Annotated in this window: 26 protein-coding genes; 15 read left to right on the top strand and 11 right to left on the bottom strand. The window is 62.8% G+C overall.

Annotated elements, in window-relative coordinates; all coding sequences use genetic code 11:
• Positions 1-5: 5 nt before the first annotated feature.
• The 4 genes from B0919_RS13065 to B0919_RS13050 all read right to left on the bottom strand — a co-directional run bounded on the left by B0919_RS13065 (position 6) and on the right by B0919_RS13050 (position 3,000).
• Complete coding sequence (locus B0919_RS13065) at positions 6-521, bottom strand: DUF1573 domain-containing protein (RefSeq protein WP_078012704.1); 516 nt, start codon at positions 519-521, stop codon at positions 6-8.
• 101 nt (positions 522-622) lie between these two features.
• Positions 623-811 (bottom strand): hypothetical protein, encoded by a 189-nt coding sequence (locus B0919_RS13060; RefSeq protein WP_139362100.1) that lies wholly within the window; start codon positions 809-811, stop codon positions 623-625.
• A 244-nt stretch (positions 812-1,055) separates the two neighbouring features.
• Complete coding sequence (locus B0919_RS13055; RefSeq protein ID WP_078012702.1) at positions 1,056-2,501, bottom strand: ATP-dependent RecD-like DNA helicase; 1,446 nt, start codon at positions 2,499-2,501, stop codon at positions 1,056-1,058.
• Between the two features lie 34 nt (positions 2,502-2,535).
• Positions 2,536-3,000: a hypothetical protein gene (locus B0919_RS13050; protein ID WP_078012701.1), complete on the bottom strand. Its 465-nt coding sequence runs from the start codon at positions 2,998-3,000 to the stop codon at positions 2,536-2,538.
• A 231-nt stretch (positions 3,001-3,231) separates the two neighbouring features.
• On the opposite strand from B0919_RS13050, the gene galB reads away from it, so the two are divergent.
• The gene (galB, locus tag B0919_RS13045) at positions 3,232-5,709 is read left to right on the top strand and encodes a beta-galactosidase GalB (protein ID WP_078012700.1); all 2,478 of its coding nucleotides are present in this window, start codon (positions 3,232-3,234) and stop codon (positions 5,707-5,709) included.
• Between the two features lie 82 nt (positions 5,710-5,791).
• On the opposite strand, the gene B0919_RS13040 is transcribed toward galB, so the two are convergent.
• The gene (locus B0919_RS13040; RefSeq protein ID WP_078012699.1) at positions 5,792-6,265 is read right to left on the bottom strand and encodes a PaaI family thioesterase; all 474 of its coding nucleotides are present in this window, start codon (positions 6,263-6,265) and stop codon (positions 5,792-5,794) included.
• An 86-nt stretch (positions 6,266-6,351) separates the two neighbouring features.
• On the opposite strand from B0919_RS13040, the gene B0919_RS13035 reads away from it, so the two are divergent.
• From B0919_RS13035 to coaD, 4 genes are all read left to right on the top strand, one after another.
• Entirely contained in the window at positions 6,352-6,969 is a 618-nt protein-coding gene (locus tag B0919_RS13035) for a DUF4126 domain-containing protein (RefSeq protein ID WP_078012698.1), read from the top strand.
• Positions 6,970-7,024: 55 nt separating this feature from the next.
• Positions 7,025-7,513 carry an NUDIX domain-containing protein gene (locus B0919_RS13030; RefSeq protein ID WP_176133032.1) on the top strand — a complete coding sequence of 163 codons (489 nt, stop codon included), beginning with the start codon at positions 7,025-7,027 and terminating at the stop codon, positions 7,511-7,513.
• A gap of 63 nt (positions 7,514-7,576) precedes the next feature.
• Complete coding sequence (locus B0919_RS13025) at positions 7,577-8,470, top strand: DUF3822 family protein (protein ID WP_176133031.1); 894 nt, start codon at positions 7,577-7,579, stop codon at positions 8,468-8,470.
• A gap of 90 nt (positions 8,471-8,560) precedes the next feature.
• Positions 8,561-9,028, top strand: coding sequence for a pantetheine-phosphate adenylyltransferase (gene coaD / locus B0919_RS13020; protein ID WP_078012695.1), 468 nt, complete (start codon positions 8,561-8,563; stop codon positions 9,026-9,028).
• Between the two features lie 80 nt (positions 9,029-9,108).
• Here coaD and B0919_RS13015 read toward each other — a convergent pair whose 3' ends face one another.
• Together B0919_RS13015 and B0919_RS13010 are read right to left on the bottom strand one after the other, a co-directional pair.
• Positions 9,109-9,579, bottom strand: a complete 471-nt coding sequence (locus B0919_RS13015) for a hypothetical protein (RefSeq protein WP_078012694.1) — start codon at positions 9,577-9,579, stop codon at positions 9,109-9,111.
• Positions 9,580-9,632: 53 nt separating this feature from the next.
• Entirely contained in the window at positions 9,633-10,328 is a 696-nt protein-coding gene (locus B0919_RS13010; RefSeq protein WP_078012693.1) for an NUDIX hydrolase, read from the bottom strand.
• A 247-nt stretch (positions 10,329-10,575) separates the two neighbouring features.
• Between B0919_RS13010 and B0919_RS13005 the strand changes: the two genes are divergently transcribed.
• Entirely contained in the window at positions 10,576-11,070 is a 495-nt protein-coding gene (locus tag B0919_RS13005; protein WP_078012692.1) for a metallophosphoesterase family protein, read from the top strand.
• A 263-nt stretch (positions 11,071-11,333) separates the two neighbouring features.
• On the opposite strand, the gene B0919_RS25260 is transcribed toward B0919_RS13005, so the two are convergent.
• Positions 11,334-11,492 (bottom strand): hypothetical protein, encoded by a 159-nt coding sequence (locus tag B0919_RS25260; protein ID WP_176133030.1) that lies wholly within the window; start codon positions 11,490-11,492, stop codon positions 11,334-11,336.
• Between the two features lie 192 nt (positions 11,493-11,684).
• Between B0919_RS25260 and B0919_RS13000 the strand changes: the two genes are divergently transcribed.
• The 5 genes from B0919_RS13000 (at position 11,685) to B0919_RS12980 (ending at position 16,071) form a co-directional block, all read left to right on the top strand.
• The gene (locus B0919_RS13000) at positions 11,685-12,704 is read left to right on the top strand and encodes a threonine aldolase family protein (protein WP_078012691.1); all 1,020 of its coding nucleotides are present in this window, start codon (positions 11,685-11,687) and stop codon (positions 12,702-12,704) included.
• Positions 12,705-12,935: 231 nt separating this feature from the next.
• Positions 12,936-13,397 carry a GNAT family N-acetyltransferase gene (locus tag B0919_RS12995; protein ID WP_176133029.1) on the top strand — a complete coding sequence of 154 codons (462 nt, stop codon included), beginning with the start codon at positions 12,936-12,938 and terminating at the stop codon, positions 13,395-13,397.
• A 51-nt stretch (positions 13,398-13,448) separates the two neighbouring features.
• Positions 13,449-14,717 (top strand): serine hydrolase domain-containing protein, encoded by a 1,269-nt coding sequence (locus B0919_RS12990; RefSeq protein WP_078012689.1) that lies wholly within the window; start codon positions 13,449-13,451, stop codon positions 14,715-14,717.
• Between the two features lie 37 nt (positions 14,718-14,754).
• Complete coding sequence (locus tag B0919_RS12985; RefSeq protein ID WP_078012688.1) at positions 14,755-15,417, top strand: leucine-rich repeat domain-containing protein; 663 nt, start codon at positions 14,755-14,757, stop codon at positions 15,415-15,417.
• A 9-nt stretch (positions 15,418-15,426) separates the two neighbouring features.
• Positions 15,427-16,071: a DNA-3-methyladenine glycosylase family protein gene (locus tag B0919_RS12980; protein ID WP_078012687.1), complete on the top strand. Its 645-nt coding sequence runs from the start codon at positions 15,427-15,429 to the stop codon at positions 16,069-16,071.
• Between the two features lie 248 nt (positions 16,072-16,319).
• Here B0919_RS12980 and B0919_RS12970 read toward each other — a convergent pair whose 3' ends face one another.
• Together B0919_RS12970 and B0919_RS12965 are read right to left on the bottom strand one after the other, a co-directional pair.
• Positions 16,320-16,517, bottom strand: a complete 198-nt coding sequence (locus tag B0919_RS12970; protein WP_078012685.1) for a hypothetical protein — start codon at positions 16,515-16,517, stop codon at positions 16,320-16,322.
• 22 nt (positions 16,518-16,539) lie between these two features.
• Positions 16,540-17,463 (bottom strand): DUF58 domain-containing protein, encoded by a 924-nt coding sequence (locus B0919_RS12965; protein WP_078012684.1) that lies wholly within the window; start codon positions 17,461-17,463, stop codon positions 16,540-16,542.
• Positions 17,464-17,720: 257 nt separating this feature from the next.
• Between B0919_RS12965 and B0919_RS12960 the strand changes: the two genes are divergently transcribed.
• From B0919_RS12960 to B0919_RS12945, 4 genes are all read left to right on the top strand, one after another.
• Positions 17,721-18,068, top strand: a complete 348-nt coding sequence (locus B0919_RS12960) for a DUF3276 family protein (protein ID WP_078012683.1) — start codon at positions 17,721-17,723, stop codon at positions 18,066-18,068.
• A gap of 85 nt (positions 18,069-18,153) precedes the next feature.
• Positions 18,154-18,711 carry a YdcF family protein gene (locus B0919_RS12955; RefSeq protein WP_078012682.1) on the top strand — a complete coding sequence of 186 codons (558 nt, stop codon included), beginning with the start codon at positions 18,154-18,156 and terminating at the stop codon, positions 18,709-18,711.
• A 159-nt stretch (positions 18,712-18,870) separates the two neighbouring features.
• A complete protein-coding gene (gene ychF, locus B0919_RS12950) occupies positions 18,871-19,971 on the top strand; it encodes a redox-regulated ATPase YchF (RefSeq protein WP_078012681.1) in 1,101 nt (366 codons plus the stop codon).
• A gap of 228 nt (positions 19,972-20,199) precedes the next feature.
• The gene (locus tag B0919_RS12945; RefSeq protein WP_078012680.1) at positions 20,200-21,333 is read left to right on the top strand and encodes a hypothetical protein; all 1,134 of its coding nucleotides are present in this window, start codon (positions 20,200-20,202) and stop codon (positions 21,331-21,333) included.
• 90 nt (positions 21,334-21,423) lie between these two features.
• On the opposite strand, the gene B0919_RS12940 is transcribed toward B0919_RS12945, so the two are convergent.
• Entirely contained in the window at positions 21,424-22,857 is a 1,434-nt protein-coding gene (locus B0919_RS12940; protein WP_078012679.1) for a M48 family metalloprotease, read from the bottom strand.
• Between the last annotated feature and the right edge of the window lie 36 nt (positions 22,858-22,893).

The raw sequence follows: 22,893 nt of genomic DNA, 5'->3' as shown, positions 1-22,893 counted from the left end.
TCGAATTACGACTTCTTGCCTTTGGCCTTCAGTTTGGTGTCGCCATCTTTGGCTTTCACCTTGGCATCAGCCTCTTTAGTGGCTTCGGCGGTGGGAGCAGCGGCCGGGTCCAGCACTTCGCCGATCAGCGACACCATGGCGTTGCCCGCGGCGGCGTTCGACTCGATGGTCAGCACCTTGTTCTGCATGCCGATTTTGCCGGCCGAGTTGAACTTAGCCGTGATGGTGCCCGATTTGCCGGGGGCAATGGGGTCCTTGGTCCAGTCCGGCGTGGTGCAGCCGCAGCTCGTACCGATGTTGGAGATGACCAGCGGCGCGGTGCCGGTGTTCTTGAACTTGAACACGTGCTCCACTACGTCGCCCTGCTTGATTTTGCCGAAGTCATACTTCATTTCGGCGAAGGTGATGGCCGGGCCGTTCACCTTTTCTTTGGCGTTGGCGGGCTGTACAGCCGCGGTTTGGGCCTGGGCAGCAAAGCCGGCCAGCGTGAGCGACAGCGCCAGTACGAGTGCTTTTTTCATGGTGCGGGTAAACTGTGAAGAGGAGGTGGTGAACAAATTTAGGGGTTTCGCGCGGCCAGCCAAGAATCAGGCCAAGTACGTGAAGGCGAGGTGAAGTGCGCCTACCAGATGCGCACCAACCGGCCGGGCCGGTGCTTGCGGGCGTAGCGCTGCGGATCGGGGCAGTTTTCGTAAGCCTGCCGGTCTTGCCGCGACATCGGCGGCGGGGCTGGTGCGGCCGTAGCGGCACCCGGCGCATTGCGCCACGCCGAGGGCTGAGCGGTGCGCGAGGGGGCGGCAGGTACGCCCATGCGGTGCGGACGGCTGGGCAAAGTAGGCGCCGTCTGGGCTTGTACCGCTAGGCTCAGCAGTATCATCAGTACCGCGCTTGCTAGAAAACGCACAGGCATTAGTAGCTGGTTATCAATCTGACCGTCAAACAATAGCTGCGGGCCAAATCATTCCGCGGCCAGGGATAAACGTAAGGATTTCGCGGCAAAAGGGCACACTACCGGAGCGGTAGCTGATGCCCGGCAGTCGGCCGAGCCGGGCTAGCTAGCCCGGCTCGCCGTCGACCAGCTTGGCGTTGAAATTCAGCAGGAACAGCTTGTCGGAAGCCCGCGTGACGGCCGTGTACAGCCAGCGGGTAAACTCGGCGTTGATCATGTCCTCCTTCAGAAAGCCGTGGTCGACGAACACCGCCGGCCACTGGCCGCCCTGGGCCTTGTGGCAGGTCAGGGCGTAGGCGAACTTCACCTGCAAGGCGTTCAGGTACGGGTCGGCGCGTAGGGCGGCGGCCTGCTCCTTCTTGGTAGTGAGGTGGGCGTAATCGGCCTTCACGGCCTCGTAAAGGGCCTTGTTGCGGTCGGCGGGGAAGGCCGGGCTTTCGGTGTGCAGGGTATCGAGCAGCAGGCGGGCCTCCAGCTCGGGCTCGTCGGGGTAATCCACGAGGCGCAGGCGGGCATCGGCGAAGCGGCAGCCGAACTCCTCGATGCGGCGCACGATTTTGGTGACTTCCACGAAGTCGCCGTTGGCCAGGAAGCCCGCTTCCGACTCGGCCGGCAGCCAGGTGTAGTTGTTGCGCACCACCATGAGGTAGTCGCCCGCCTCGATTTCCTCCTCCGCGTCGAACAGAGTGCGCCGGATCAGTTGGTTGTACTGGTTGGCGTTCTTGTTGGAGCGGCAGATGATGGTGGTGTTTTCGTGGCCGAAATGGCGGTAGGCCCAGCGCAGGCCATCCTCGAGCTTGTCGCCGCCCATCTTGTAGAGGTCGGGGTAGCCCTTGGTGACGAAGTTGATGCGCGGCGCGGCGTCGGGGGTGCCAGGCGTGGCCTCCTGGGCGTGGCGCAGCTCCTCGCGCAGCACGGTGGCGTTCATCAGAATGCCCGACGACTCGGCCTGGCGCATCACCTGGCGCAGCTCGGCGTCTTCCACCCGGCAGCGGTACGAGGAGGCAAGCACGCCCGCGTCCAGGGCTGGGCTCAGGGCCTGCCCTACTGGCGGCAGCTGGGCTGTGTCGCCGATGAGCAGCAGGCGGTTGGTGGTTTTTTCGAACACGTAGCCGAGCAAATCGTCCAGCAGGGCGCTTTCCCCGAACGACTTCTCGTTGGAAATCATCGAGGCCTCGTCGACGATGAAGAGCGTTTCGCCGTTGCGGTTGGGCTGGCGGGTGAAAGCCATGCTGTCGGAGCCGCCCGACTTGCGGTAAATGCGCTTGTGAATGGTGCTGGCCGGCACACCCGCGTACTGGCTCATCACCTTGGCGGCGCGGCCGGTGGGGGCCATCAGCACATACTTGCGGCCCATTTTGTCGAGCCATTTCACCAGGGCACTGACCACGGTGGTTTTGCCAGTGCCGGCGTAGCCGCGCAGCAGAAATACCTTGCGGCCGGGAAGCTGGTCTTTCAAAAAGCCGTCGAGCTGCCCGAACAAGTCGGCCTGGTCGGCCGTGGGTTCGTAGGGGAAGTAGTTGCGAACGGAGGGTATTCTCGTTGTAATCATTCGGGAGGCTGAACTCAGCTCTTAGAACAGCAAATTAGGCAGCGGCATTCGATACCGGGTAAACATATTTCTGCCAGAGCCGGAACCCTTGCCGCAACACCCGGTGCAGGGTGCGGCGTTCTTCCTGGCGCCAATGCCGCGCTTGCCGCGCTTGCCGCGCTTCGGTGGGTGAGATTTGCCAAAGACCAGAGCCGTCATACAGCTTGTCATAGACCCGGTTTCGGACCGGACCACGGCGGCGGCCAATGAAGGCGGCGCCAGCGCCGCTAGCTAGGTCATCGAACAGATTCCAGGCATCCAGACAGGCTTTGACCGGCACTTGTTTGGCCGGGTTGGCCAGCCACGTCAGCACTAGGTCAAAGTTCGTCAGCTCGGGCGGTTGCGGCTCCAGCCGTACGCCGATGGCCTCGGTTAGCTTAATCAGCTGCTCCAGGTTATCGAAGCTCGGTACGCGCCCGGTGGCATCAGGCCACAAAGCCTCGCTTTCGGCGCGTTCCATCCAAAGCAAATAGGCATCATGCTGCCGCAGTCGTACCCAAGCTAGGTAATATTTCCACTCCGATGCCACTAAAGGATGCATTGATTATAGCTTCTGTGAAATAGACCTGCAAGTAACCACTAAACCGCAACAGCTTCTCCGCAGCTTCCTAGCTTTGTCCAAAGAGCTTGGAACATGCCTAGCGCCTTGCGGTTATTTCGCCAGTAGGATTTCCTACGTTTTTTTCTTCCCATGACCGACTTCATCACCCGCAACGCCCTGCGCGGCGCCGTGGCCGGCCTGCTGCTGGTGCCCGCCTGGGCGGCCCAGGCCCAGCAGACGCGCCAGGAATACCTGCTGACCACCGACTGGAAATTCACGAAAGGCGACGTGCCCGACGCGGCCCGACCTGATTTCAAGGACGCGAAATGGCAGACGGTGCAGGTGCCCCACGACTGGGCCATCTACGGCCCGTTCAGCCCGCAAAATGACCTCCAGACCGTCAAAATCGAGCAGAACAACGAGAAGGAGGCTACCACCAAGCCCGGGCGCACCGGCGGGCTGCTCTTCGTCGGCACGGGCTGGTACCGGCGCAGGTTGCCGGTGCCAGGCTTCGGGGCCGGGCAGCGGGCGGTGCTGCTCTTTGATGGGGCCATGAGCGACGCGCACGTTTTCGTGAACGGCAAAGAGGTAGGCGCCTGGCCCTACGGCTACAACTCCTTCGCCGTCGACATCACCGACGCGGTGAAGCCCGGCGCCGACAACGTGCTGGCCGTGCGGCTGCAGAATCTGCCCGAAGCCTCGCGCTGGTACCCCGGCGCCGGGCTCTACCGCAACGTACACCTCATCGTGACCAGCGACGTGCACATCCCGGTGTGGGGCACCTACCTGACCACGCCCACCATCACGGCCGAGTACGCCCGGGTGAAGCTGCGCACGAAGGTGCAGACGCCCGGCAATGCCTTCCAGCCGCTGCGCCTGGAAACCGAGCTGCGCGACGCGCAGGGCACCGTAGTGGCCCGGACCAGCACCCAGCTCACGGCCACCGATGGGCAGGAATTCGAGCAGAACCTGGTGGTGCCCCGGCCGCGGCTCTGGTCGCCCGAGACGCCCACGCTCTACGCGGCTACCTCGAAGCTGTACGCCGGCGACGTGCTCAAGGACGAGTACCGCACCAGCTTCGGCATCCGCTCGTTCAGCTTCGAGGCGGGCCGGGGCTTCGTGCTGAACGGGCAGCCGCGCAAGTTCCGGGGCGTGTGCAACCACCACGACCTGGGCCCGCTGGGCGCGGCCGTGAACGTGGCCGCCCTGCGCCGGCAGCTCACCTTGCTCAAGGACCTGGGCTGCGACGCCATCCGGACCACCCACAACATGCCCGCCCCGGAGCTGGTGCAGCTCTGCGACGAAATGGGCTTTATGCTCATCGTCGAGTCGTTTGACGAGTGGAAGACGCCCAAGGTGAAGAACGGCTACAGCCGCCTCTTCGATGAATGGGCCGAAAAGGACCTGGTGAGCATGGTACACCGCGACCGGAACCACCCCTCAGTCATCATGTGGAGCATCGGCAACGAGGTGCCCGACCAGTGGGCGCCGGGCGGCAACAAGCTGGCCCGGCGGCTGCAGGACGTGGTGCACCGCGAGGACCCTACCCGCCCGGTGTCGGCCGGCATGGACCAGTTCGACGCCGTGGTGAACAACGGTTTCGCGGCCGTGCTCGACGTGCCGGGCTTCAACTACAAGCCCCACCGCTACCCCGAAGCCCAGCAGAAGCTGCCGCAGGGCATGATTCTGGGCTCCGAAACCGCCTCCACCGTGAGCAGCCGCGGGGTGTACAAGTTTCCGGTGGAAAAAGCCAAGGACAAGCGCTACCCCGATAATCAGTCGTCGTCGTACGATGTGGAGGCCAGCAACTGGTCGCAGACGCCGGACGAGGAATTTGCCGCGCAGGACGATCTGCCCTACACCCTGGGCGAGTTCGTGTGGACGGGCTTCGACTACCTCGGGGAGCCGTGGCCCTACGAGGGCTACTGGCCCTCGCACAGCTCCTACTTCGGCATCATCGACCTGGCCGGCATTCCGAAGGACCGGTTTTACCTCTACCGCTCGCGCTGGAACCCCAGCCAGCCCACGCTGCACCTGCTGCCGCACTGGACCTGGCCCGGCCGTGAGGGCCAGTCCACGCCGGTATTCTGCTACACGAATTATCCTTCGGCCGAGCTGTTTGTGAACGGCGTGAGCCAGGGCCGCCAGACCAAAGGCGCCTCCGATCAGCCCCAGACGCGCTACCGCCTGATGTGGAACGACGTGAAATACCAGCCCGGCGCCCTGAAAGTGGTGGCCTACGACGCGCAGGGCAAGGCCGTGGCCGAGCAGGAAGTACGCACCGCCGGCCAGCCCCACCACCTGCGGCTGGTGGCCGACCGCCCCACCCTCGCGGCCGATGGGCAGGACCTGGCCTACGTGACCGTGCGCGTGGAGGACGCGCAGGGCAACCTCTGCCCCAGTGCCACCCACGAATTGCAGTTCAAGGTGCAGGGCGCGGGCCGCTTCCGCGCCGTGGCCAACGGCGACCCGACGAACCTGGAGCCGTTTCATCAGCCGCGGATGCACGCCTTTGGCGGGATGCTGGTGGCTACTGTGCAGGCCTCGGACAAGACCGGCGCCGTGCAGCTGCAAGTGAGCGGCAAAGGGCTGAAACCCGCTACGCTCCAGCTGGAAACGCGGAAATAGCGGCTAAGGCCGATGCGCCAAACACGCGGGGAGGACGGCCAGTGGGCCGTCCTCCCCGCTCATTTTCGGGCCTGGGAAGCCGCTAGCCCGCAGCCTGGGCCACAAGCGGCTCGACCACGGCCATGGTGGCCGAGGCTTTGGCAATAACCAGTCCTTCGGCTGGGTTCTTGCCGCCAAAGGCCCGTACCTCCGCCTCGCAGAAGTGCAGGCGTCGGCCGGCTTTCAGCACCCAACCAGTGGCCACCAGCTTGTCGCCAAGGCCGGGGTGCAGGTAGCTCACACGCAAATCAGCCGTGACGAGGCCGTATTCATCGGGAATCAGGGTGACGCCGGCAAAACCAGCTACCAGATCGGCCAGGGTAGCCACCAGGCCGCCGTGGGCGAAGCCACGTTGCTGCTGGTGCTGCAGTTCCAGTTTCAGCTCGGCCTGCACGCGGCCGGGCTCGATGGTGGTGAGGTCGGCACCGATGAGGTGCATGAACTGCTGGCGCTGCAGCTTGCGGCGGATGCGGGCCTCCAGTTCGGCGTTGGATTCGGAAACGGACAAAGAAGACATTGCGGCAAAGGTACCCGCTGCACCGCCGCTGAGCCAAGCCCTGCCTCACCGTATATTTTGAGCGCGGTTCACTCAGCAGTCTTGTCATGAATCCCTCCGACTACCTCCTTTCCGGCGCCCTAGGCCTGGCCCTGGCCGCGTGCTGCGGCTTTCGCGTGTTTGTGCCGCTGCTGGCCGCCAGCATAGCCTACCGCACGGGGTACCTCGCGCCCTCGGCCGGCTTTGCCTGGCTGGGCACCTGGCTGGCGGTGGGCGTGCTGGCCACCGCCACTGTCGCCGAAATGCTCGGCTACTACTTTCCCGTGGTCGATAACTTCCTCGACACGCTCACCACGCCCGCGTCGTTCGTGGCTGGCACGGTGCTGATGACGGCGGCGCTGCCCGAGCTGAACCCGATGTTGCGCTGGGGCCTCGGGGTGCTCGTCGGCGGCGGGGCAGCCGGCGTCATCCAGTCGGGGACGGCGCTGCTGCGGGCCGGCTCCACGGCGGCCACCGGGGGCCTGGGCAACCCGCTGTTTGCCACCCTGGAAAACGTGCTGGCCGTGGTCGGGGCGGTGCTGGGCCTGCTGCTGCCGTTGCTAATGGCAGGGCTGGCCGTTGGCTTTATCATCTTGGTGATAAGCCGCTTCCGGCGCTGGCGGGCCCAACGCCGCCAACAAAATGCGCAAATTTTGTCGGGCTCCGGCTCGACCGATCAGCCCTAGGCTCGTACACTTGCACCCCTGACCGCTCCCTTTTGCCCTAATCCCTGCCACACCATTGCCTGACGATTCTTTGCTCGAAGCCTACGTCGACCGCGCCCGCGTGCGCGTCTGCGGGCTGCTGGTCCACCAAGGTGCTTTTCTGCTCACGGCCCACCGCGGCCTGCTGCCCGAGGCGCAGCCGTTCTGGTCGCCGCCCGGCGGCGGCTGGCACTTCGGCGAAACGCTGCGCGAAGGCGTGGCCCGCGAATTCTGTGAAGAAACCGGCCTGACGGTGCGCGTCGGGCGCTTCCTGCATCTGCACGAGTATCACGGCGACCGGCTGCAGGCCATTGAGCTGTTCTTCGAAGTGCTGGCCACCGATGCCGCCGAACTGCCGCGCCTGGGCCACGACCCCGAGCACGCCCCCGACCGGCAGCTGCTCACCGAGCTGGCCTGGCGCACGCCGCGCGAACTGGTACGCCTGCCCCCGCAGCAGGTGCACCCCATTCTGCGCGACCTGATCAGCACCGACGACGCCTACATTCCGCAACTGCGCCTGCGCTGATGACGGCCCACAACGCTGGCCTGCGTACCTTTAGGCTCTTCATTCGCTCCTGAACGCCCGCCCGTGTCCCCGCTCGTTGCTCCCGCCGATTTCATTGCCGATCCGCCCGCGGCCTTGCACCGCCTCCGCGACGAAACCCTCGATCCGGACAACCTGGCGGGCTACAACCTCTACCTGACCGCCGGCCACACCGGCCTGCGGGTGGGCGTAGCCGACGTGCGCCGCAACAAATTTGTGGTGCTGGAAGACTACGCCCCGCAGCCCGCTACCTCGCTGGCCGGGCAGGTGCAGGCCCTGGCCGCCCAGCACGACTTGCTGGGCCAGCCCGGCTGGAACCGCGTGCGGCTGGCCGTGCAGCACCGGCACTTCACGCTGCTGCCCGCCCCCCTCTTCCGCGACGGCGACGAGGCTGCCTACCTGCGCCTGCACCACACCGTGGATCCGCAGCACGAGGTGGTGCGCCACTACCGCCACCCCGGGCAGGAAGTAGTCAGCATTTTCGCCGCTGAAAAGGCCTTGACCGAGTGGTTTGAGCGCATTTACCCCCAGCAAAAACTCCTGCACCAAACCAGCGCCTTCATGGCAGGAGTGGTGCACCAGAGCGAGCGGCAGGCCCCGCCCCGCCTGTTTCTGAGCGTGGCGCCCACGGAAATGACCGTGGTAGTGGTGCGCGACAAGCGCCCGGAGTTCTGCAACGTCTTCACCTTCAGCACGGCCGAGGACTTTATCTACTACGTCATCCTGGTGATGCAGGAGCTGAGCCTCAACCCCGACGAGGACCCGGTGGTGGTGTATGGCGACCTGATGCACGACTCGGAGCTGTTCAGCATCCTGCGCAAGTACATCCGCCACGTGCGCTTCGGCAACCGCCCCTACGACCTGGGCTATAGCTACCGCCTCAACGACGTCTTTGAGTACCGCTACTTCGAGTTGTACAGCCTGCACCTCTGCGAATAGGTGAACTGGCGAGGTCGTGAAATGGTGAGTGTCTGCGCTGTAGGCGCGGTTTCACGCCTCCCAAACATCAAACTCACCAGTTCACCACTCATGCGCATCGCCTTATTCCCCGGCTCGTTTGACCCGTTCACCAACGGCCACCTCGACGTGGTACGCCGCGGCACAGACCTGTTTGACCACATCATCATTGCCATCGGCAACAACAGCTCGAAGCAGCGCTACTTACCGGTGGAGCAGATGGTGGCCACCATTGAGGAAGTGTTCAAGGACGAGCCGCGGGTATCGGTGCAGGCGTACAAAGGACTCACGGCGGATTTTGCCCGTGAAACGGGAGCCCGCTACCTGCTGCGCGGTTTGCGCAACACCACCGATTTCGAGTACGAAAACACCATTGCGCAGGCCAACCGCCACGTCAACCCCGAGCTGGAAACGGTATTCCTGATTACGTCCCCGGCCCTGGCAGCCATCAGCAGCACCATCATCCGCGAGATTCACCGCTTCGGCGGCAATGTCGACGACTTCGTGCCGTTTCAGATGCCCCCGGCAACGCCGGCCTAAGTCCTCATCCGACCAACAAGCAAAATCCCGGGGCTGAATCGAGTGATTCGGCCCCGGGATTTTAGTTGCGTTGAAGGGGTTCAGCGGGCTACCACGCGCACGCCCAGCACCCGGGAGGGCGCGGCGGGGTCAGTAACGGGTAGCACTAGGTATTTATCGGCCACCAGGTCCAGGCCGGCGCGCCGCACCAGCTCGTCTTCGTTGCTGCCGGGCAGCATCAGGTCACGCACTTCCCGCGTACGGGCATCGAAGGTGACGACGATGGTCAGGCCGCTTTTCTCGAAGGTATTCACCCAGTCCTTGGCCTGCACCGTGCGCAGCTGTTCCGCCCCTGGCTCAGCGGCCGAGCTGTGGCTTTCCTTGGCCGGCCCCAGTTCGCGCCGCAGCTGATCGATATTGCGGCCCACCAAAGCCGCGATATTCAGCTGGTGGGCACGCGAGGGGCGCAGCGGGGGCGCATCGCGCTCCATTACGCCGGGGCTGCGGGTACACGCCGCGCCGCCACACAGCAGCACGGTCAGCAGCAGTAAGCAGGCACGATGAACGGGCATACAGGTAAGATGCGGCGGGACAGCTGCGGCACCTGCCCCGCCCGCATGGTGGGTTATTTACTGACGGGCTCGTTGGCTTTGCCGGCCACTTCGCTGAGGTAGTGGCGTACCACCAGGGCAATGGAGGCGTAGGACTCCTCCAAGGCCTTGAGGGCCTCCTGGGGCTGCATCCAGCGCACTTCCTCGATGTACTCCTCGGCCTGGGGCTTCATCAGCGAGTCGTCGAGGCACTGCATGATGTACCAGTTGGTCTTCTTCAGGATTTTGTTGCCGTTGTAGGCGTAGGAGTGCCAGGTGCTCGGGAGCTTGTCGCCCAGGGCGAGCTTGACGTTGGTTTCCTCCTCCACTTCACGCAGGGCGCCTTCCATGGGGTCTTCGTCCTTCTTCAGCTTGCCCTTCGGCAAATCCCACTTCCCCAGGCGGTAGATCATCAGGATCATGCCGTCTTTCACTACCAGGCCGCCCGCAGCCTTGGCAATGCGGAATTGGTCTTTGAGGTGCAGGATGAGGGACTTTTTCTTTTTGGCCATCAGCGTGAGTGAGGTCAGCTTCTTGAGCTTCTTCACTTCCATCAGGCGCAGCATGCGGTCGATGAACGAAGGCGTGGCATCGCGCACCAGCACGTCCCCTATCAGGTCCTTAGAGATGAATTCGTCTTCGGCCCCCAGAATGAGGTCGTAACGGTGTTTGTAGACCTTCTCGGAGGTCTTCTTAATGATAATCGGGATGTCGTTGATGAAAACGTTCATCGCGGCAAGTCAGAAGGGGAAAGGAGCAATTGAACGTCCGGCAAAGCTGCAAAACACAGCATTAATTTCGGAATACGAAATAATACCCCGCTCTGCTGCCTGAGCCAGACGGGCCAGGTGTGGCGGCCAGTCAGGCGACATACGGCTACCGGCGAGAAAGGTAACACGTCGCCGGAAATTAGCCCAACCCCGGCGCGGCATCTGCGCCGGGGACGTACCTTGCCGGCCCTTTTTTCCCGCTTTTGCCATGCTCATCGGCCTGCTTTCCGACACCCACAGCTACTTCGACGACCGAATCCGGCACCACCTGACGGGCTGCGACGAAATCTGGCACGCCGGCGACGTGGGCGACGAAAAAGTGCTCGACGAGCTGCAGACCATTGCTCCGCTGCGGGCCGTGTTCGGCAACATCGACGACCGAAGCGTACGCACGCGCTGCCCCGAAACGCTCGTATTCGACGCCAACGGCCTGAAAGTGCTCATCACGCATATCGGCGGCTACCCCGGCCGCTACGCCCCTGCGGCCCGGCCGCTACTGCAGCGCGAACGGCCGGGTTTGTTTATCTGCGGCCACTCCCACATTTTGCGGGTGATGCCCGACCGTCAGCTCGGTCTGCTGCACCTGAACCCCGGCGCGGCCGGCCGCCACGGTTTCCACAAAGTGCGCACCCTGCTCAAATTTCGGGTAGAAGATGGCCGCGTGCAGGACCTGCAGGCCGTGGAACTGGGGCCGCGGGTGTAGCCTAGTGGCCCGGGCCCCGGGCACCTCGCTGCGCTTGTCATCCTGAGCGGAATGCGAAGGACCTTACCACGACAGAATGAGCCGTTGATACGACTATCGCTCACGCGTGAGAAGATTCTTCGCTCTACTCAGGATGACAGCCGAAAACTCAAGAAAGACAAATAAAAAACGCCTGGTCGTGGCCACGACCAGGCGTTTTTAGTATTACCAGCCGACCGGCCGGAGTGCCGCGTCAGCTTTCCGCAGAAAGCCGCGGCGAAAAACTAGGCAGCAGCCTCGTTCTTCTTGAAGCTGGCTTTCAGCTCCTCGATGTCCACGTTCTTCAGAACGGGGGTGCGGAGCAGGTCCTTTATTTCCTGCACCTTGTTGTTGGCGCGGGCGATGTTTTTGCGGTGCTTACGCTTGAGACGAGTAGTAGTCATGACGCGGTCGGTTTGAGTCTATTCTGCAGAATGAGGGGGCAAAGGTAAGCAAAAGTTTGCCAGGTTGGGCTATACCGGCCAGGAGAGTTGCACAAACGTGCGGCTATAGCTCCCCCGAGCACCTATTTTTGTGCTTACCAGTGCAGCCTTGCAGGCGCGACTGGCTCTTTGTTGCTCTTTTCCGGCTTATCCATGATTGACCTCCGTTCCGATACCGTGACCCGGCCCACCGCGGCCATGCTCGACGCCATGTTCCGCGCCCCGGTGGGCGACGACGTATACGAAGAAGACCCCACCGTGCGCGACCTGGAGCACGAAGCAGCCCGACGCTTCGGGCTGGAAGCGGGCCTGTTTTGCCCCTCCGGCACGATGACCAACCAGATTGCCATTAAGGGCCACACCCAGCCGATGTCGGAAGTGGTGTGCGAGCAGACTTCCCACATCTACCTCTGGGAGGTGGGCGGTATTGCCTTTCACTCGGGCGCCTCGGTGGCCCTGCTGGCCGGCGACCGGGGCCGGCTCACGGCGGGGCAGGTGGCCTCGGCCATCCGCTCCGAAAACGTGCACTACCCCAATACCAGCCTCATCAGCCTGGAAAACACCCACAACCGCGGCGGCGGCAGCTGCTACGAGTGGGCGGCGCTGGAGGATATTGCCGAGCTGGCCAAGCGCCAGCGCATTCCCCTGCACCTCGACGGGGCCCGCATCTACAATGCCTTGGTGGCCACCGGCCAGCAAAGCCAGGAGTACGGCCGCCTGTTCGATTCCATTTCCATTTGCCTGAGCAAGGGCCTGGGCACACCGGTGGGCTCGGTGCTGGTGGGCAGCCGCGAGTTTATCCAGAAGTGCAAGCGCATCCGCAAGGTGATGGGCGGCGGCTGGCGCCAGGCCGGCTACCTAGCCGCGGCGGGCCTCTACGCCCTCGACAACCACGTGGAGCGCCTGGCCGATGACCACTGCCGCGCCCGGCAGCTGGCCGAAGCCCTCGAAGCTGCCCCGTATGTGGAGTACGTGCTGCCGGCCCAGACCAACCTGGTCATTTTCCGGCTCCGCGAAGGCCTGACCGAGGATCAATTCCTGGCGCATCTGGCCGACAACGGCATCAAAGCGTCGGCGTTTGGTCCGCAGATGGTCCGCTTCGTGACTCACCTAGACGTAGACGACGCAGCCATCGACAAGGTGCTGGCCGCCCTGCAAACGGTGCCGCAGTAGTAGCGGCGTCACTATACGCTGCTTCTCAGCGCCCCACCCGCGCCGCCCTACCTCGCTGCAACCAGCCAGGCGGGGCGGCGCGGTCATTTTCGCGGCCGCAGACCGGGCTAAAGCGGATGGCCTGAGTTGGGGCCCAGCACTTGATCTGGAGTAGAACCTTTACAGCACACAATGCGCCTGGACGGCAACTTTCAGCCTGCCCAAAGGGTAAGCCCCGAAAAGCCTTGTCCTATGTCGCTGCGCATCCGGGCCTACGCGCCCACCGACGAAGACGCCGTGCTGCAGCTGTTTCGCAGCAACCTGGAGCCCTATTTCGTGCCGGAAGAGGAGGAAGAGCTACGCCACTTTCTGCGCCAGCAAGTGGAAGTGGAAGGCCTGCCCTACTTCGTGGCCGAGCAAGACGGCTGGTCCGGGCCGGTGGCGGCCGGCGGCTACGCCCTAAACAACCCGCACGCGGTGCTCACCTGGGGCATGGTGGAGCGCAGCCTGCACCGCCGGGGCATCGGCAAGGAATTCACGCGGCACCGCATCCGGGAATGCCGACGCGCTTACCCGGACCGGGGCATCGAAGTCAAGACCTCTCAGCTTACGGAGGACTTTTACGCCGGGCTGGGCTTTCGGACCCTGAGCGTGGAGCCGGATAAGTTTGGGCCCGGCCTGCACCAGGTGCACATGCTGCTGGAAGAAGCCTGAGCCGGCGCCGGGCTTGTGCTTTTCGCCCCGTTCTGTAGTAGGTTTGCCGGCATGCGTCGCCGTGCCTCCTCCCCTACTATTTTGCTTCTGCTGGCGCTGCTGTGCCTGCTCCAACTACCAGCCGCTCAGGCCCAAAAGAAAAGCATCGGACCTAAGAAGGGCACCGCCTATTTTCCGCCGCCCGGCAGCTGGGAAACGCGTCAGCCCGAAGCGGTAGGCCTGAACCCGGCGCGGCTGCAGGAAGCCGTGCAATACGCGCAGGCCAACGAGAGCAAGGCCCCGCGCGACCTGCGGGCCGCTCACTACGAAAGCGCCTTCGGCCGGGAGCCGTTCGGCTACCCCGTGGGGCCGATGAAGGAGCGCGGTCCGCAGACCGGACTTATCATCCGAAAGGGCTACCTGGTGGCGCAGTGGGGCGAGCCGCAGCGCGTGGACCTCACCTTCAGCGTGGCCAAAAGCTTCCTGTCGACGGTGGTGGGCCTGGCTTATCAGGATGGCCTGATCAAAAGCCTCGACGATAAAGTGGGGCCGTACATGGCGCCTATCATTCCGTTTCAGCCCTGGAATACGGTCGCCAACAAAGCCGACGAGCTGGGTCAGCAGGACCTCATCGAACTATTCAACACCGAGCACAACCGCAAAATCAGCTGGGACCATCTGCTGCGCCAGACCTCCGATTGGGAAGGCACGCTCTGGGGCAAGCCCGACTGGGCCGACCGCCCGCAGGGCCCGGCCGCGGAGTGGCAGACGCGCCCGCGCCACGCGCCCGGCACGGTGTACAAGTACAACGACACGCGTGTAAATGTACTGGCCCTGGCCGCGCTGAACCTGTGGCGCCGTCCGCTGCCGCAGGTGCTCAAGGAACGTATCATGGACCCCATCGGCGCCTCCCCCACCTGGCGCTGGACCGGCTACGAAAACTCCTGGGTGGTCCTGGACGGTGTGCCGGTGCAGTCGGTGAGCGGCGGTTCGCACTGGGGCGGCGGCTTGTTCATCTCGGCGCTGGATCAGGCCCGCTTCGGGCTGCTGACGCTGCGCGGCGGGCGCTGGAACGGCCGGCAGCTCATCAGCGCAGACTGGCTGCAACGGGCCCGCACGCCCACGCCGGTGCAGCCCACCTACGGCTTCATGAACTACTTCCTGAACACCGACAAGAAGCTTTACCCGAGCGCCCCGGCCTCGGCCTTTGCCCACCTCGGCGCCGGTGCCAATATCATCTACGTTGATGCGGAGCACGACCTGGTTATCGTCACGCGCTGGATGGACGATAAGGCCATGGACGGGCTGATTCAGCGGGTGCTGCAGAGCATGGAAAAGTGAGGAGCACGCGTTAAAGCAGCGTAGTCCGCCAAACCGCATGAGCTTTCAGGACCCTTATTTTCACTACCAGAGGTGGCTGCCGTTTCGCCACTGGTTTGGCCCCAAACAATGGACTTCGCTTCCACAAGCCCTCAAATATGCCGGCCGCGTGCGGAAGCTGGCGCTGGCCCTTACGGATGACCTGGCGCCGCACGCGGCTGATTTTGCCCGCCTGACCCGCCTGCGCTATCTGGACCTGCAAGGCTGGAGTGGGCCGCCGCTTACGGGCCAGCCGTCGTTTGCGCTGCCCGATACCATGGGGAACCTGACGGAATTGCGGGAACTGCTGATGCTCAATCTGGCCCTGAGCGAAGTCCCGCCCTGGCTGCCGAACCTCACCCAGCTGTGCTACCTCATGATTCGAGGCACCGACATCACGGAGCTACCCACCGACTTCGGCCGCCTGCAGCGGCTGGAGCTTCTGCGCATCGAAAACTGCGTATTCCCGCTGCGCACCCTGCCCAGCTCCTTCCGGGAACTGACGACGCTGCGGCGCCTGAGCTTCGCCGATACCTACGTCCGCCACCTGCCCATCGACCATTTGCCGCCCGGCCTGACGCACCTGCAGCTCAGCTGGTCTTCGCAGCTGGCAGGCGTGGATTTTGACGCCCTACACCAACGTTTTCCACGGCTGCAGCTGCAAATCAACGGCGTCAAATAAGTTTGTGCCATGACCCCACCCGCCGACTATACCTACGACCACGACGAAGCCCGCCGTCACCTCAGCCACGCCGACCCGGTGCTGGCCGACATCATTGCCCGGGGCCGGCCCGTGCGCGCTTCCTCCCACGAAGACCTGTACCTGGCCCTGCTCAAAGCCGTAGTCAGCCAGCAGATTTCGACCAAGGCCGCCGCGGCCATCTGGCGCAAGCTGGAAGGCCTCTTCAAGCCCGATGGCTACCCCGAACCCAATGTGCTGGTGCAGCTCTCGGACGAGGACCTGCGCGGCGCCGGCATATCGAAGCAGAAAGCCGGCTACCTGCGGGCCATTGCCGAGTTCAACCTGGCCGGCCAGCTGGACCACGCGCACCTTTCGCAGCTCCACGAGGACGCCTTCACCCAACACCTGACGCAGATTAAGGGCGTAGGCCGCTGGACGGCCCAGATGCTGCAGATGTTTGCCCTCGACCAGCCCGACGTGTTTGCCGAAGGCGACCTGGGCATTCAGAACGCCATGCGCCGGCATTACGGCCTGACGGAAACCGGGCGGGCGTTACTCAAGCGCATGACGGAGCTGGCCGAGCCCTGGCGCCCCTACCGCTCTCTGGCTTGCAAGTACCTCTGGCAGTCTTTGGATAACACGCCGGAGTCTTAACGGTAGCTAATGGGCACTTGCCCTAACTGAGAGCTGACGTCCCAATTATTGGGGCGGCGCTTTGGGTCAAACCATTTGCTCCCCGCGCTAAGCCACTGCTGCCGGTAGTTTCTGGTAGAAGATATCGTATGATCCTCGTACCCAAATTCTATCCCGCAGCACTCACAGATGCTGTGGTCAGGAGTGCGCTCATCCCCTCCCCAAGGTGAGTAATCATACTCTAGCCCGCACACCCGGCAGTACCACATCTAGCCCTTTTGCTGTTTCTCCTCGGCTTTATGCTCGCGGTACACCATGATCATGGCAATGAAGATGCTCACGTAGGGCAGCACCATGCCGATGATAAACCAGCGCCAGAACGGCTTGCCCTGGGCAATGTACGTGGTAACCAACGCGCTCAGTACCGTCAGCACAAAGCAGGCAATGAATAAAGCTATGTGCTCCATCAGGGGAAGAAAATTGGGGTAGTTAGCGGACTTTACCGCGCTTCACCAGGTAAGCGTGCAGGACTTTGTCGAACGGCTCCTGGATGTCGACGGGCACGAAATCAATCTTGTACTGCCCACAGCGCAGGGCCAGCTCCTGGGTGTACTGCTGCATGGCGGCGCGGTACTGCTCGCGCACCTGGGCGGGGCTGAGCTTCACGCGCTGCCCCGTTTCCACGTCCTCGAACACGTAAGGGCGCTCAGCAAAGTCGAACTCGGCCTCGGTGGCGCGGTCCATCACGTGGAAGAGCAGCACCTCGTGGTGCTGGTGCTTCAGGTGCTGCAGGGCCGCCAGGGTGTCGGTCTGATCCTGCTGGCTGCGGCCCAGCATGTCAGAGAAGATGACCACCAGGGAGCGTTTGGGAATCTGCTGGGCAATCTGGTGGATGACGCCCGCCACGTCGGTGCCGCCGCGCTGCGTGGGCGCGGGGCGCTCCATGAGCTGCTGCAGTTGCAAGAGCAAGGTGTGGCGGTGGGTGCTGGTGGAGCGCACCGGCGTCTGCAGCTCGATTTTGTCGGCGAAGGTCACCAACCCGATGGCGTCGCGCTGCTTCTGCAGCAGCGTGGCCAGGGCCGCCGTGCAGAGCACCGCAAAGTGCAGCTTGTCGTGGCTGGGGCGCGGGTAGTACATGCTGGGGCTCACATCGAGCAGCACGTGGCAGCGCAGGTTGGTTTCCTCCTCGTAGCGCTTCACGAAGAGCTTATCGGTGCGGGCCAGCACTTTCCAGTCGAGGTGGCGGGTGCTTTCGCCGGGGTTGTAGAGGCGGTGCTCCGAAAACTCTACCGAGAAGCCATGATAAGGCGACTGGTGCAGGCCGGTGATGAAGCCGTCGACGAGCTGCCGGGCCAGAAATTCCAGGTTTTCGAAGGAGCGGACGGCGGCCAGATCGAGCGGCTGAGGAGGCATAGGCGGCGGAAAGAAACCAGTGCGGAAGGACTGCGAAGGTAACATGCAGGTTGCGCCCGCAGTGCCCGCACGGGCCTATAAACTCAGGGCAGGCCCCTACTCGCCCGCAGCCCATGGCATCCAACTTGGCGATACTCAATTTGTTGCCGGCAGATTTTTATATCCGCCGGCAATAGGCTAGTTTTAGCCGGGGATTTTTGCAACAATCCCAAAATCTTTCAACCTCCCTCCCTTTCTTCATCTTTTAGCTGGACCCCGTGGAAGACCGCTACGAACAGGACGAGATTTATTCCCAGCGCATTAAAGCCGGCAAACGCACGTATTTCTTCGACGTGAAAGCCACGCGCGGGCAGGATTACTACCTGACCATCACCGAAAGCAAGCGCCGCCTGCGCGACGACGACACCTTCTCCTACGAGAAACACAAGATTTTCCTTTACAAGGAGGACTTCCTGAAGTTTGCCGACGCCTTGCAGGACGCCATCGACTACGTACGGCAGGAGCTGCTCTCGCCCGAAGAAGTGGCCGAGCTGGACCGTCCGCGCCCCGAGTTCAACGACCCCAACCGCTACGAAGGCCCCGAGTATACGGCGGAAAACTACTAAGCTCCTTCTCTTTAGGCATTGATTACGCGCTACCGCAGCGGCTCTTACCAGGCTGCCGCGGTAGCGCGTTGCTGCATCTACCCGCATGAAAAAGCTGTGGACCGGGCTCTGGAGCGTGCTGATTTTCTGGCTAACGGTGCACTGCGGCTGGACGGTAGTAGAAGGCCTGCACGATACGGCGCACGCAGCCGACTGCCTGCTGGTGCCGGGCAACACCGTCAACCCCGACGGCACGCTTTCGGAGCGCTTGCGCGGCCGGCTCGACAAGGCCCTGCAGCTCTATCAGGCCCACCTGGCCCCGAAGATTATGGTGAGCGGGGGCCTGGGCCGCGAAGGCCACTACGAAGGCTTCGTGATGGGCCAGTACCTGCGGGCGCAGGGCGTACCGGCCGATGCCATTATCGTGGATGACCTGGGCACTACCACCGGGGCTACAGCCGACAATTTCGTCGCCGTGGCCGCGCAGCGCCAGTTCCGGTCGGTGCTGGTGGTGTCGCAGTTTTACCACCTGCCGCGGTGCCGCTACCTGCTGCAGCAGCGCGGCTTCCGGGTGTACACCACTCACGCCGATTACTACGAGCTGCGCGACGCGTACAGCCTGCTCCGCGAGGTGCCGGCTTACTACGCGGCAATGCTGAAATAATTCGGGGGCAGTTATCCTTCATCTGGCGTGCGCAGAGCGAAGGATGACAGACGGTTACTGCATAACCGTGTTTTCCGCCCCCGGGCTTCGTACCTTTGCGCCCGGATCGGGCCGGCTGGCCTGTTTCCCTCATTCACTACGTCACTCATTCCCTGACCTATGGGTCTTCGCTGCGGTATCGTCGGGCTGCCTAACGTGGGCAAGTCCACCCTGTTCAACGCGTTGTCGAACGCCAAGGCCGAATCGGCCAACTACCCTTTCTGCACCATCGAGCCGAACGTGGGCGTGGTCACCGTGCCCGACCCGCGCCTGCAGGTGCTGGAGGAAATCGTGAAGCCCCAGCGCGTAGTGCCCACCATCGTGGAGTTCGTGGACATTGCCGGGCTGGTGAAGGGTGCCTCGAAGGGTGAAGGCCTGGGCAACAAGTTCCTGGCCAACATCCGCGAGGTGGACGCCATCATCCACGTGGTACGCTGCTTCGACGACCCCAACATCGTGCACGTAGCCGGCGGCGTCGACCCCGTGTTCGACAAGGAGGTAATCGACACGGAGCTGCAGCTCAAGGACCTGGAAAGCATCGACAAGAAGCTGCAGAAGTCGGAGCGCTCGGCCAAGAGCGGCGACGCGGTGGCCAAGAAGGAAGTGGCCGCGCTGACGCGCTTCAAGGCCCACCTGGAAGCCGGCCACAACGCCCGCTCGCTCGACGCTTCGGAAGAAGAGCTGGCCGCCGTGGAGGATTTGCAGCTGCTTACCATCAAGCCCGTCATCTACGCAGCCAACGTGGATGAGGCCAGCATTCCGCAAGGCGGCAACGCCTTCGTGGAAGCCCTGCGCCAGCACGTGGCCGGCGAAAACGCCCAGATTGTAGTCATCTCGGCCGCCATCGAGTCGCAGATTGCGGAGATGGAAGACCCGGAGGAAAAGGAAATGTTCCTCGGCGAATACGGCCTCACCGAGTCGGGCCTGGACAAGCTCATCCGCGCCAGCTACGACATCCTGAATCTGATTACCTACTTCACCGCCGGCGTACAGGAAGTACGCGCCTGGACCGTGCACCGCGGCGACAAAGCCCCGGCGGCGGCTGGTGTTATCCACTCGGATTTTGAGAAGGGCTTCATCCGCGCCGAAGTAATCAAGCTGGACGACTACGTGCAGTACCGCTCCGAGGCCAAAATCAAGGAGGCCGGTAAGATGGCCGTGGAAGGCAAGGAATACGTGGTGCAGGACGGCGACATTATGCACTTCCGCTTCAATGTGTAAATCCGGCCGGGGCTTACACGCGGCTTAATCCAACGCCAGCTTCACTCAGTGAGGCTGGCGTTGTCATGTCAGGGCAAGGACATCTTCTCACTATTGATATTATCTAATGATACCCTAGGCGATTTTCGTGCACATTCAACTTATAAAGAGCCAGTTTCGTATTAATATAAGTAAATTAAATATGATATTTATACCAATATTTCAATTCATCTCATACCCATCACGCTTATGAAAAAGTCGCAGGTAATGTACATCGTCGGCCTAGCGCTGGTAGCGGGCACTCCCCTAGCTCAGGCCCAGGACAATCACAGCCAGATTGCCCAAATCGGTAATGAAAACAGCGCTGATGTTTCCCAGGCAGGCTGGCAAAATGCGTCCACCATTGCGCAGACCGGGGAGCTTAACAGCGTCGCCGTGCAGCAAGCGGGAAGAGACCTTCAGGCTGTAGCTACTCAGCTCGGCAGCAACAATGTGATTACGCAAACTCAGTCGAGTATTGGCAACCAAGCTACTGCTACCCAAACTGGTAACCGCAACAATGCCAGCCAAATGCAGCAGACAACCGGATTAAGCGCCGGCAGCGTGGCCACATCGGAACAAACCGGCAACGATAACAATACCGTTCAGGAGCAGACGGGGGCCGCTTTCGTCGCAACCTTGGTGCAGACGGGCAACCGGAATGACAGCCGCCAGCAGCAGACCGGGTTTCTTACCAGTGGCTCCGTGGTGCAAACGGGCGATGATAACCACGCCATTCAGCTTCAGGCGGGGCGGAACATTTACAGCAGAATTCTGCAAGTTGGTACCCGCAACTTCGGCCTGCAGCATCTGGCAGGGGGATTAGATGTAATAGCCGACATTACCAGCCTGGGGGTTGGCAACTACGCTAGCCAAAGGCTTGATGGCTCCCAACTTCGGGCGACGGCCATGCAGCAGGGCAATGAGAACTTCATCAACCAGCAGAGCGAGCGGTATAACAATGGTACGGCAGCCACCCAAACCGGCAACCGCAACTACGCCGAACAGCTGCAGCAAGGCGCAAACCTGCTGGCCACCATCACGCAGCGCGGCAACGGCAACTTCGGCCGCCAAACCCAAACCACCCCTTTCAACTACAACGGCTTCAACAACCAAGCCACCATTGAGCAGGATGGCAACAACAACACGGCGCTGCAAGCACAGTCCGAGGGTGTGTCGAACCGCGCGAATACTTATCAACAGATGAATCTTAACACCAGCACCACTACCCAGGCCGGCTTTTTCAACTCGGCCACTACTTACCAGGGCACGAATTCTAACAACGCCGACATCACACAGACGGGCGACTTTAACGGTGCGACCATCGACCAAGGCCGGCCGTAGCCTGGCTACCTGCTTACCCAATGCCAAACGGCCCCGTTTCCGGGTGGGAAACGGGGCCATTGTGGTAAATGCTGGTGCCGCTTACCGGAGTTATTTGCCCACGACTTTAAACAACTGACCGGCCGCCAGCTTGTCGGTGGTTTTCATGCCATTGAGAATGGCCAACTCCTCGTGCCGCTTGCTGGCAATGCCGTTGGCAGCCAGGGCCTGGCTGAGCGTTTGGCCGGCTTTGGCAGTTTTGATACGCACGCGCTCGGGTTGGCGGTTGAGCTTATCGGCGGCGGTAAGGCGCTGAAAGCCCTGCGCCGTGCGCTGGAACTGCGGCGCATAGGTCTGGAATGCCGAGGGCGAAGTCAGGCCCACCAGCGCGTAGAGGCTTTGCCCGTCCTGGATGATGTAGCTGAGCGTGCGGGCCGTGATGCCCTGCTGGCCGGTCTGCTGGTCCTGCCCTACCTGGTCGCCCTGAATGGCCACGGCCGGGAAACCGTTGATGGTGGTTTTTTGGGCCTGGGCATTCTGTAGTTTCAGCTGCTGAGCCAGCGCCTGGGCCGTTTCATCCAGGGCCTTGTTGCCGGCCGGCAAGAGCACGATGACGGCTTTGCCGTTGGGCTCGGCCATCTGAAACTGGCTGGGCGAGTTCTGGCTTTGCCAGCCCGAAGGAATCGGGAACTGGAACTTCAGATCCGGGTGGTAGAACACGCTGTTTTCCACGAATCCTTCGCGCGGGTTGTCGCCGTAGGCCAGCCCGTCTATAAGGCGCAGGTACTGGTCGCGGTTGACGGCCAGCTGCCGGCCGGCCTGCTGCTCAGCCGTCACGGCCAGTTTCTTCACGCGCTGGTAGCGGTCGGCGGAGTTGGGGTGGGTGCTCAGGAAGGTCGGCACGCCGGCCGCGCCGCTTTGCTGCTCGGTGCGCTGCAGCGTGAGGAAGAAGTCGGCCATGGAAGCCGGGTCGTAGCCGATTTTGCTGGAGTACTTCACGCCCAACTGATCCGACTCGTTTTCGGCGTCGCGGCCGTACTTGAGCAGGCCCAGGCCTACCACCTGCGAGGCCGGCTCCGCAATGGAGGCCACGCGCTTGGAGAGGATGGAGCCGAGAATCAGGGCGCCGTTGGCAATGGTGGAGCGCGTCTGCTGCTTCTGGCTGTGGCGGGCGGTGATGTGGCCGATTTCGTGGCCGAGCACGCCGCTGAACTGCGCTTCGTTGTTGAAGTGCGCCAGAATGCCGCGGGTGAAGTACACGTGGCCGTCGGGCGTGGCGAAGGCGTTGATGATGGGCGAATCGACCACCGTGAAGCCTTTTACATCGGCAGGGCGGTCGGAAACACGCCCCATCTGCATGCCTTTCTGGTCGATGTAGCTCTGCAGCTTGGCGTTGTCGAGCAGGCCGAACTGGGCAATGACGGCCGGATCGGGCTGGGCACCCTGTACGGGCGCAGCGGGCCGTGCGGCCGATGAAACAGGAGCCGTGGGGGCGCTGCCCAGCGGGAGCAGCGCCATGAGGGCGGTAGCAAGGGATGAAAGCATGGGGAAGCGAGGTTGGAGGGGAACGGTTGGGGTTCG

This window comes from Hymenobacter sp. CRA2 (genome assembly GCF_002007105.1).
GTDB lineage: Bacteria > Bacteroidota > Bacteroidia > Cytophagales > Hymenobacteraceae > Solirubrum.
Note: the sequence above shows the minus strand (reverse complement) of the source record. Positions and strands in the feature narration are given on the sequence as shown.

What these genes read in the sequence shown, in the direction of transcription:
- B0919_RS25260 (WP_176133030.1), bottom strand. Translation starts at nt 11,492, where the DNA reads ATGACTACTACTCGTCTCAAGCGTAAGCACCGCAAAAACATCGCCCGC.
- B0919_RS13035 (WP_078012698.1), top strand. Translation starts at nt 6,352, where the DNA reads ATGAATCCCTCCGACTACCTCCTTTCCGGCGCCCTAGGCCTGGCCCTG.
- B0919_RS13010 (WP_078012693.1), bottom strand. Translation starts at nt 10,328, where the DNA reads ATGAACGTTTTCATCAACGACATCCCGATTATCATTAAGAAGACCTCC.
- galB (WP_078012700.1), top strand. Translation starts at nt 3,232, where the DNA reads ATGACCGACTTCATCACCCGCAACGCCCTGCGCGGCGCCGTGGCCGGC.
- B0919_RS12945 (WP_078012680.1), top strand. Translation starts at nt 20,200, where the DNA reads ATGAAAAAGTCGCAGGTAATGTACATCGTCGGCCTAGCGCTGGTAGCG.
- B0919_RS12955 (WP_078012682.1), top strand. Translation starts at nt 18,154, where the DNA reads ATGAAAAAGCTGTGGACCGGGCTCTGGAGCGTGCTGATTTTCTGGCTA.
- B0919_RS13055 (WP_078012702.1), bottom strand. Translation starts at nt 2,501, where the DNA reads ATGATTACAACGAGAATACCCTCCGTTCGCAACTACTTCCCCTACGAA.
- B0919_RS12990 (WP_078012689.1), top strand. Translation starts at nt 13,449, where the DNA reads ATGCGTCGCCGTGCCTCCTCCCCTACTATTTTGCTTCTGCTGGCGCTG.
- B0919_RS13050 (WP_078012701.1), bottom strand. Translation starts at nt 3,000, where the DNA reads ATGGAACGCGCCGAAAGCGAGGCTTTGTGGCCTGATGCCACCGGGCGC.
- B0919_RS13000 (WP_078012691.1), top strand. Translation starts at nt 11,685, where the DNA reads ATGATTGACCTCCGTTCCGATACCGTGACCCGGCCCACCGCGGCCATG.
- coaD (WP_078012695.1), top strand. Translation starts at nt 8,561, where the DNA reads ATGCGCATCGCCTTATTCCCCGGCTCGTTTGACCCGTTCACCAACGGC.
- B0919_RS13015 (WP_078012694.1), bottom strand. Translation starts at nt 9,579, where the DNA reads ATGCCCGTTCATCGTGCCTGCTTACTGCTGCTGACCGTGCTGCTGTGT.
- B0919_RS13065 (WP_078012704.1), bottom strand. Translation starts at nt 521, where the DNA reads ATGAAAAAAGCACTCGTACTGGCGCTGTCGCTCACGCTGGCCGGCTTT.
- B0919_RS13060 (WP_139362100.1), bottom strand. Translation starts at nt 811, where the DNA reads ATGGGCGTACCTGCCGCCCCCTCGCGCACCGCTCAGCCCTCGGCGTGG.
- B0919_RS12985 (WP_078012688.1), top strand. Translation starts at nt 14,755, where the DNA reads ATGAGCTTTCAGGACCCTTATTTTCACTACCAGAGGTGGCTGCCGTTT.
- B0919_RS12995 (WP_176133029.1), top strand. Translation starts at nt 12,936, where the DNA reads ATGTCGCTGCGCATCCGGGCCTACGCGCCCACCGACGAAGACGCCGTG.
- B0919_RS12970 (WP_078012685.1), bottom strand. Translation starts at nt 16,517, where the DNA reads ATGGAGCACATAGCTTTATTCATTGCCTGCTTTGTGCTGACGGTACTG.
- B0919_RS13040 (WP_078012699.1), bottom strand. Translation starts at nt 6,265, where the DNA reads ATGTCTTCTTTGTCCGTTTCCGAATCCAACGCCGAACTGGAGGCCCGC.
- B0919_RS12965 (WP_078012684.1), bottom strand. Translation starts at nt 17,463, where the DNA reads ATGCCTCCTCAGCCGCTCGATCTGGCCGCCGTCCGCTCCTTCGAAAAC.
- B0919_RS13005 (WP_078012692.1), top strand. Translation starts at nt 10,576, where the DNA reads ATGCTCATCGGCCTGCTTTCCGACACCCACAGCTACTTCGACGACCGA.
- ychF (WP_078012681.1), top strand. Translation starts at nt 18,871, where the DNA reads ATGGGTCTTCGCTGCGGTATCGTCGGGCTGCCTAACGTGGGCAAGTCC.
- B0919_RS12980 (WP_078012687.1), top strand. Translation starts at nt 15,427, where the DNA reads ATGACCCCACCCGCCGACTATACCTACGACCACGACGAAGCCCGCCGT.
- B0919_RS12940 (WP_078012679.1), bottom strand. Translation starts at nt 22,857, where the DNA reads ATGCTTTCATCCCTTGCTACCGCCCTCATGGCGCTGCTCCCGCTGGGC.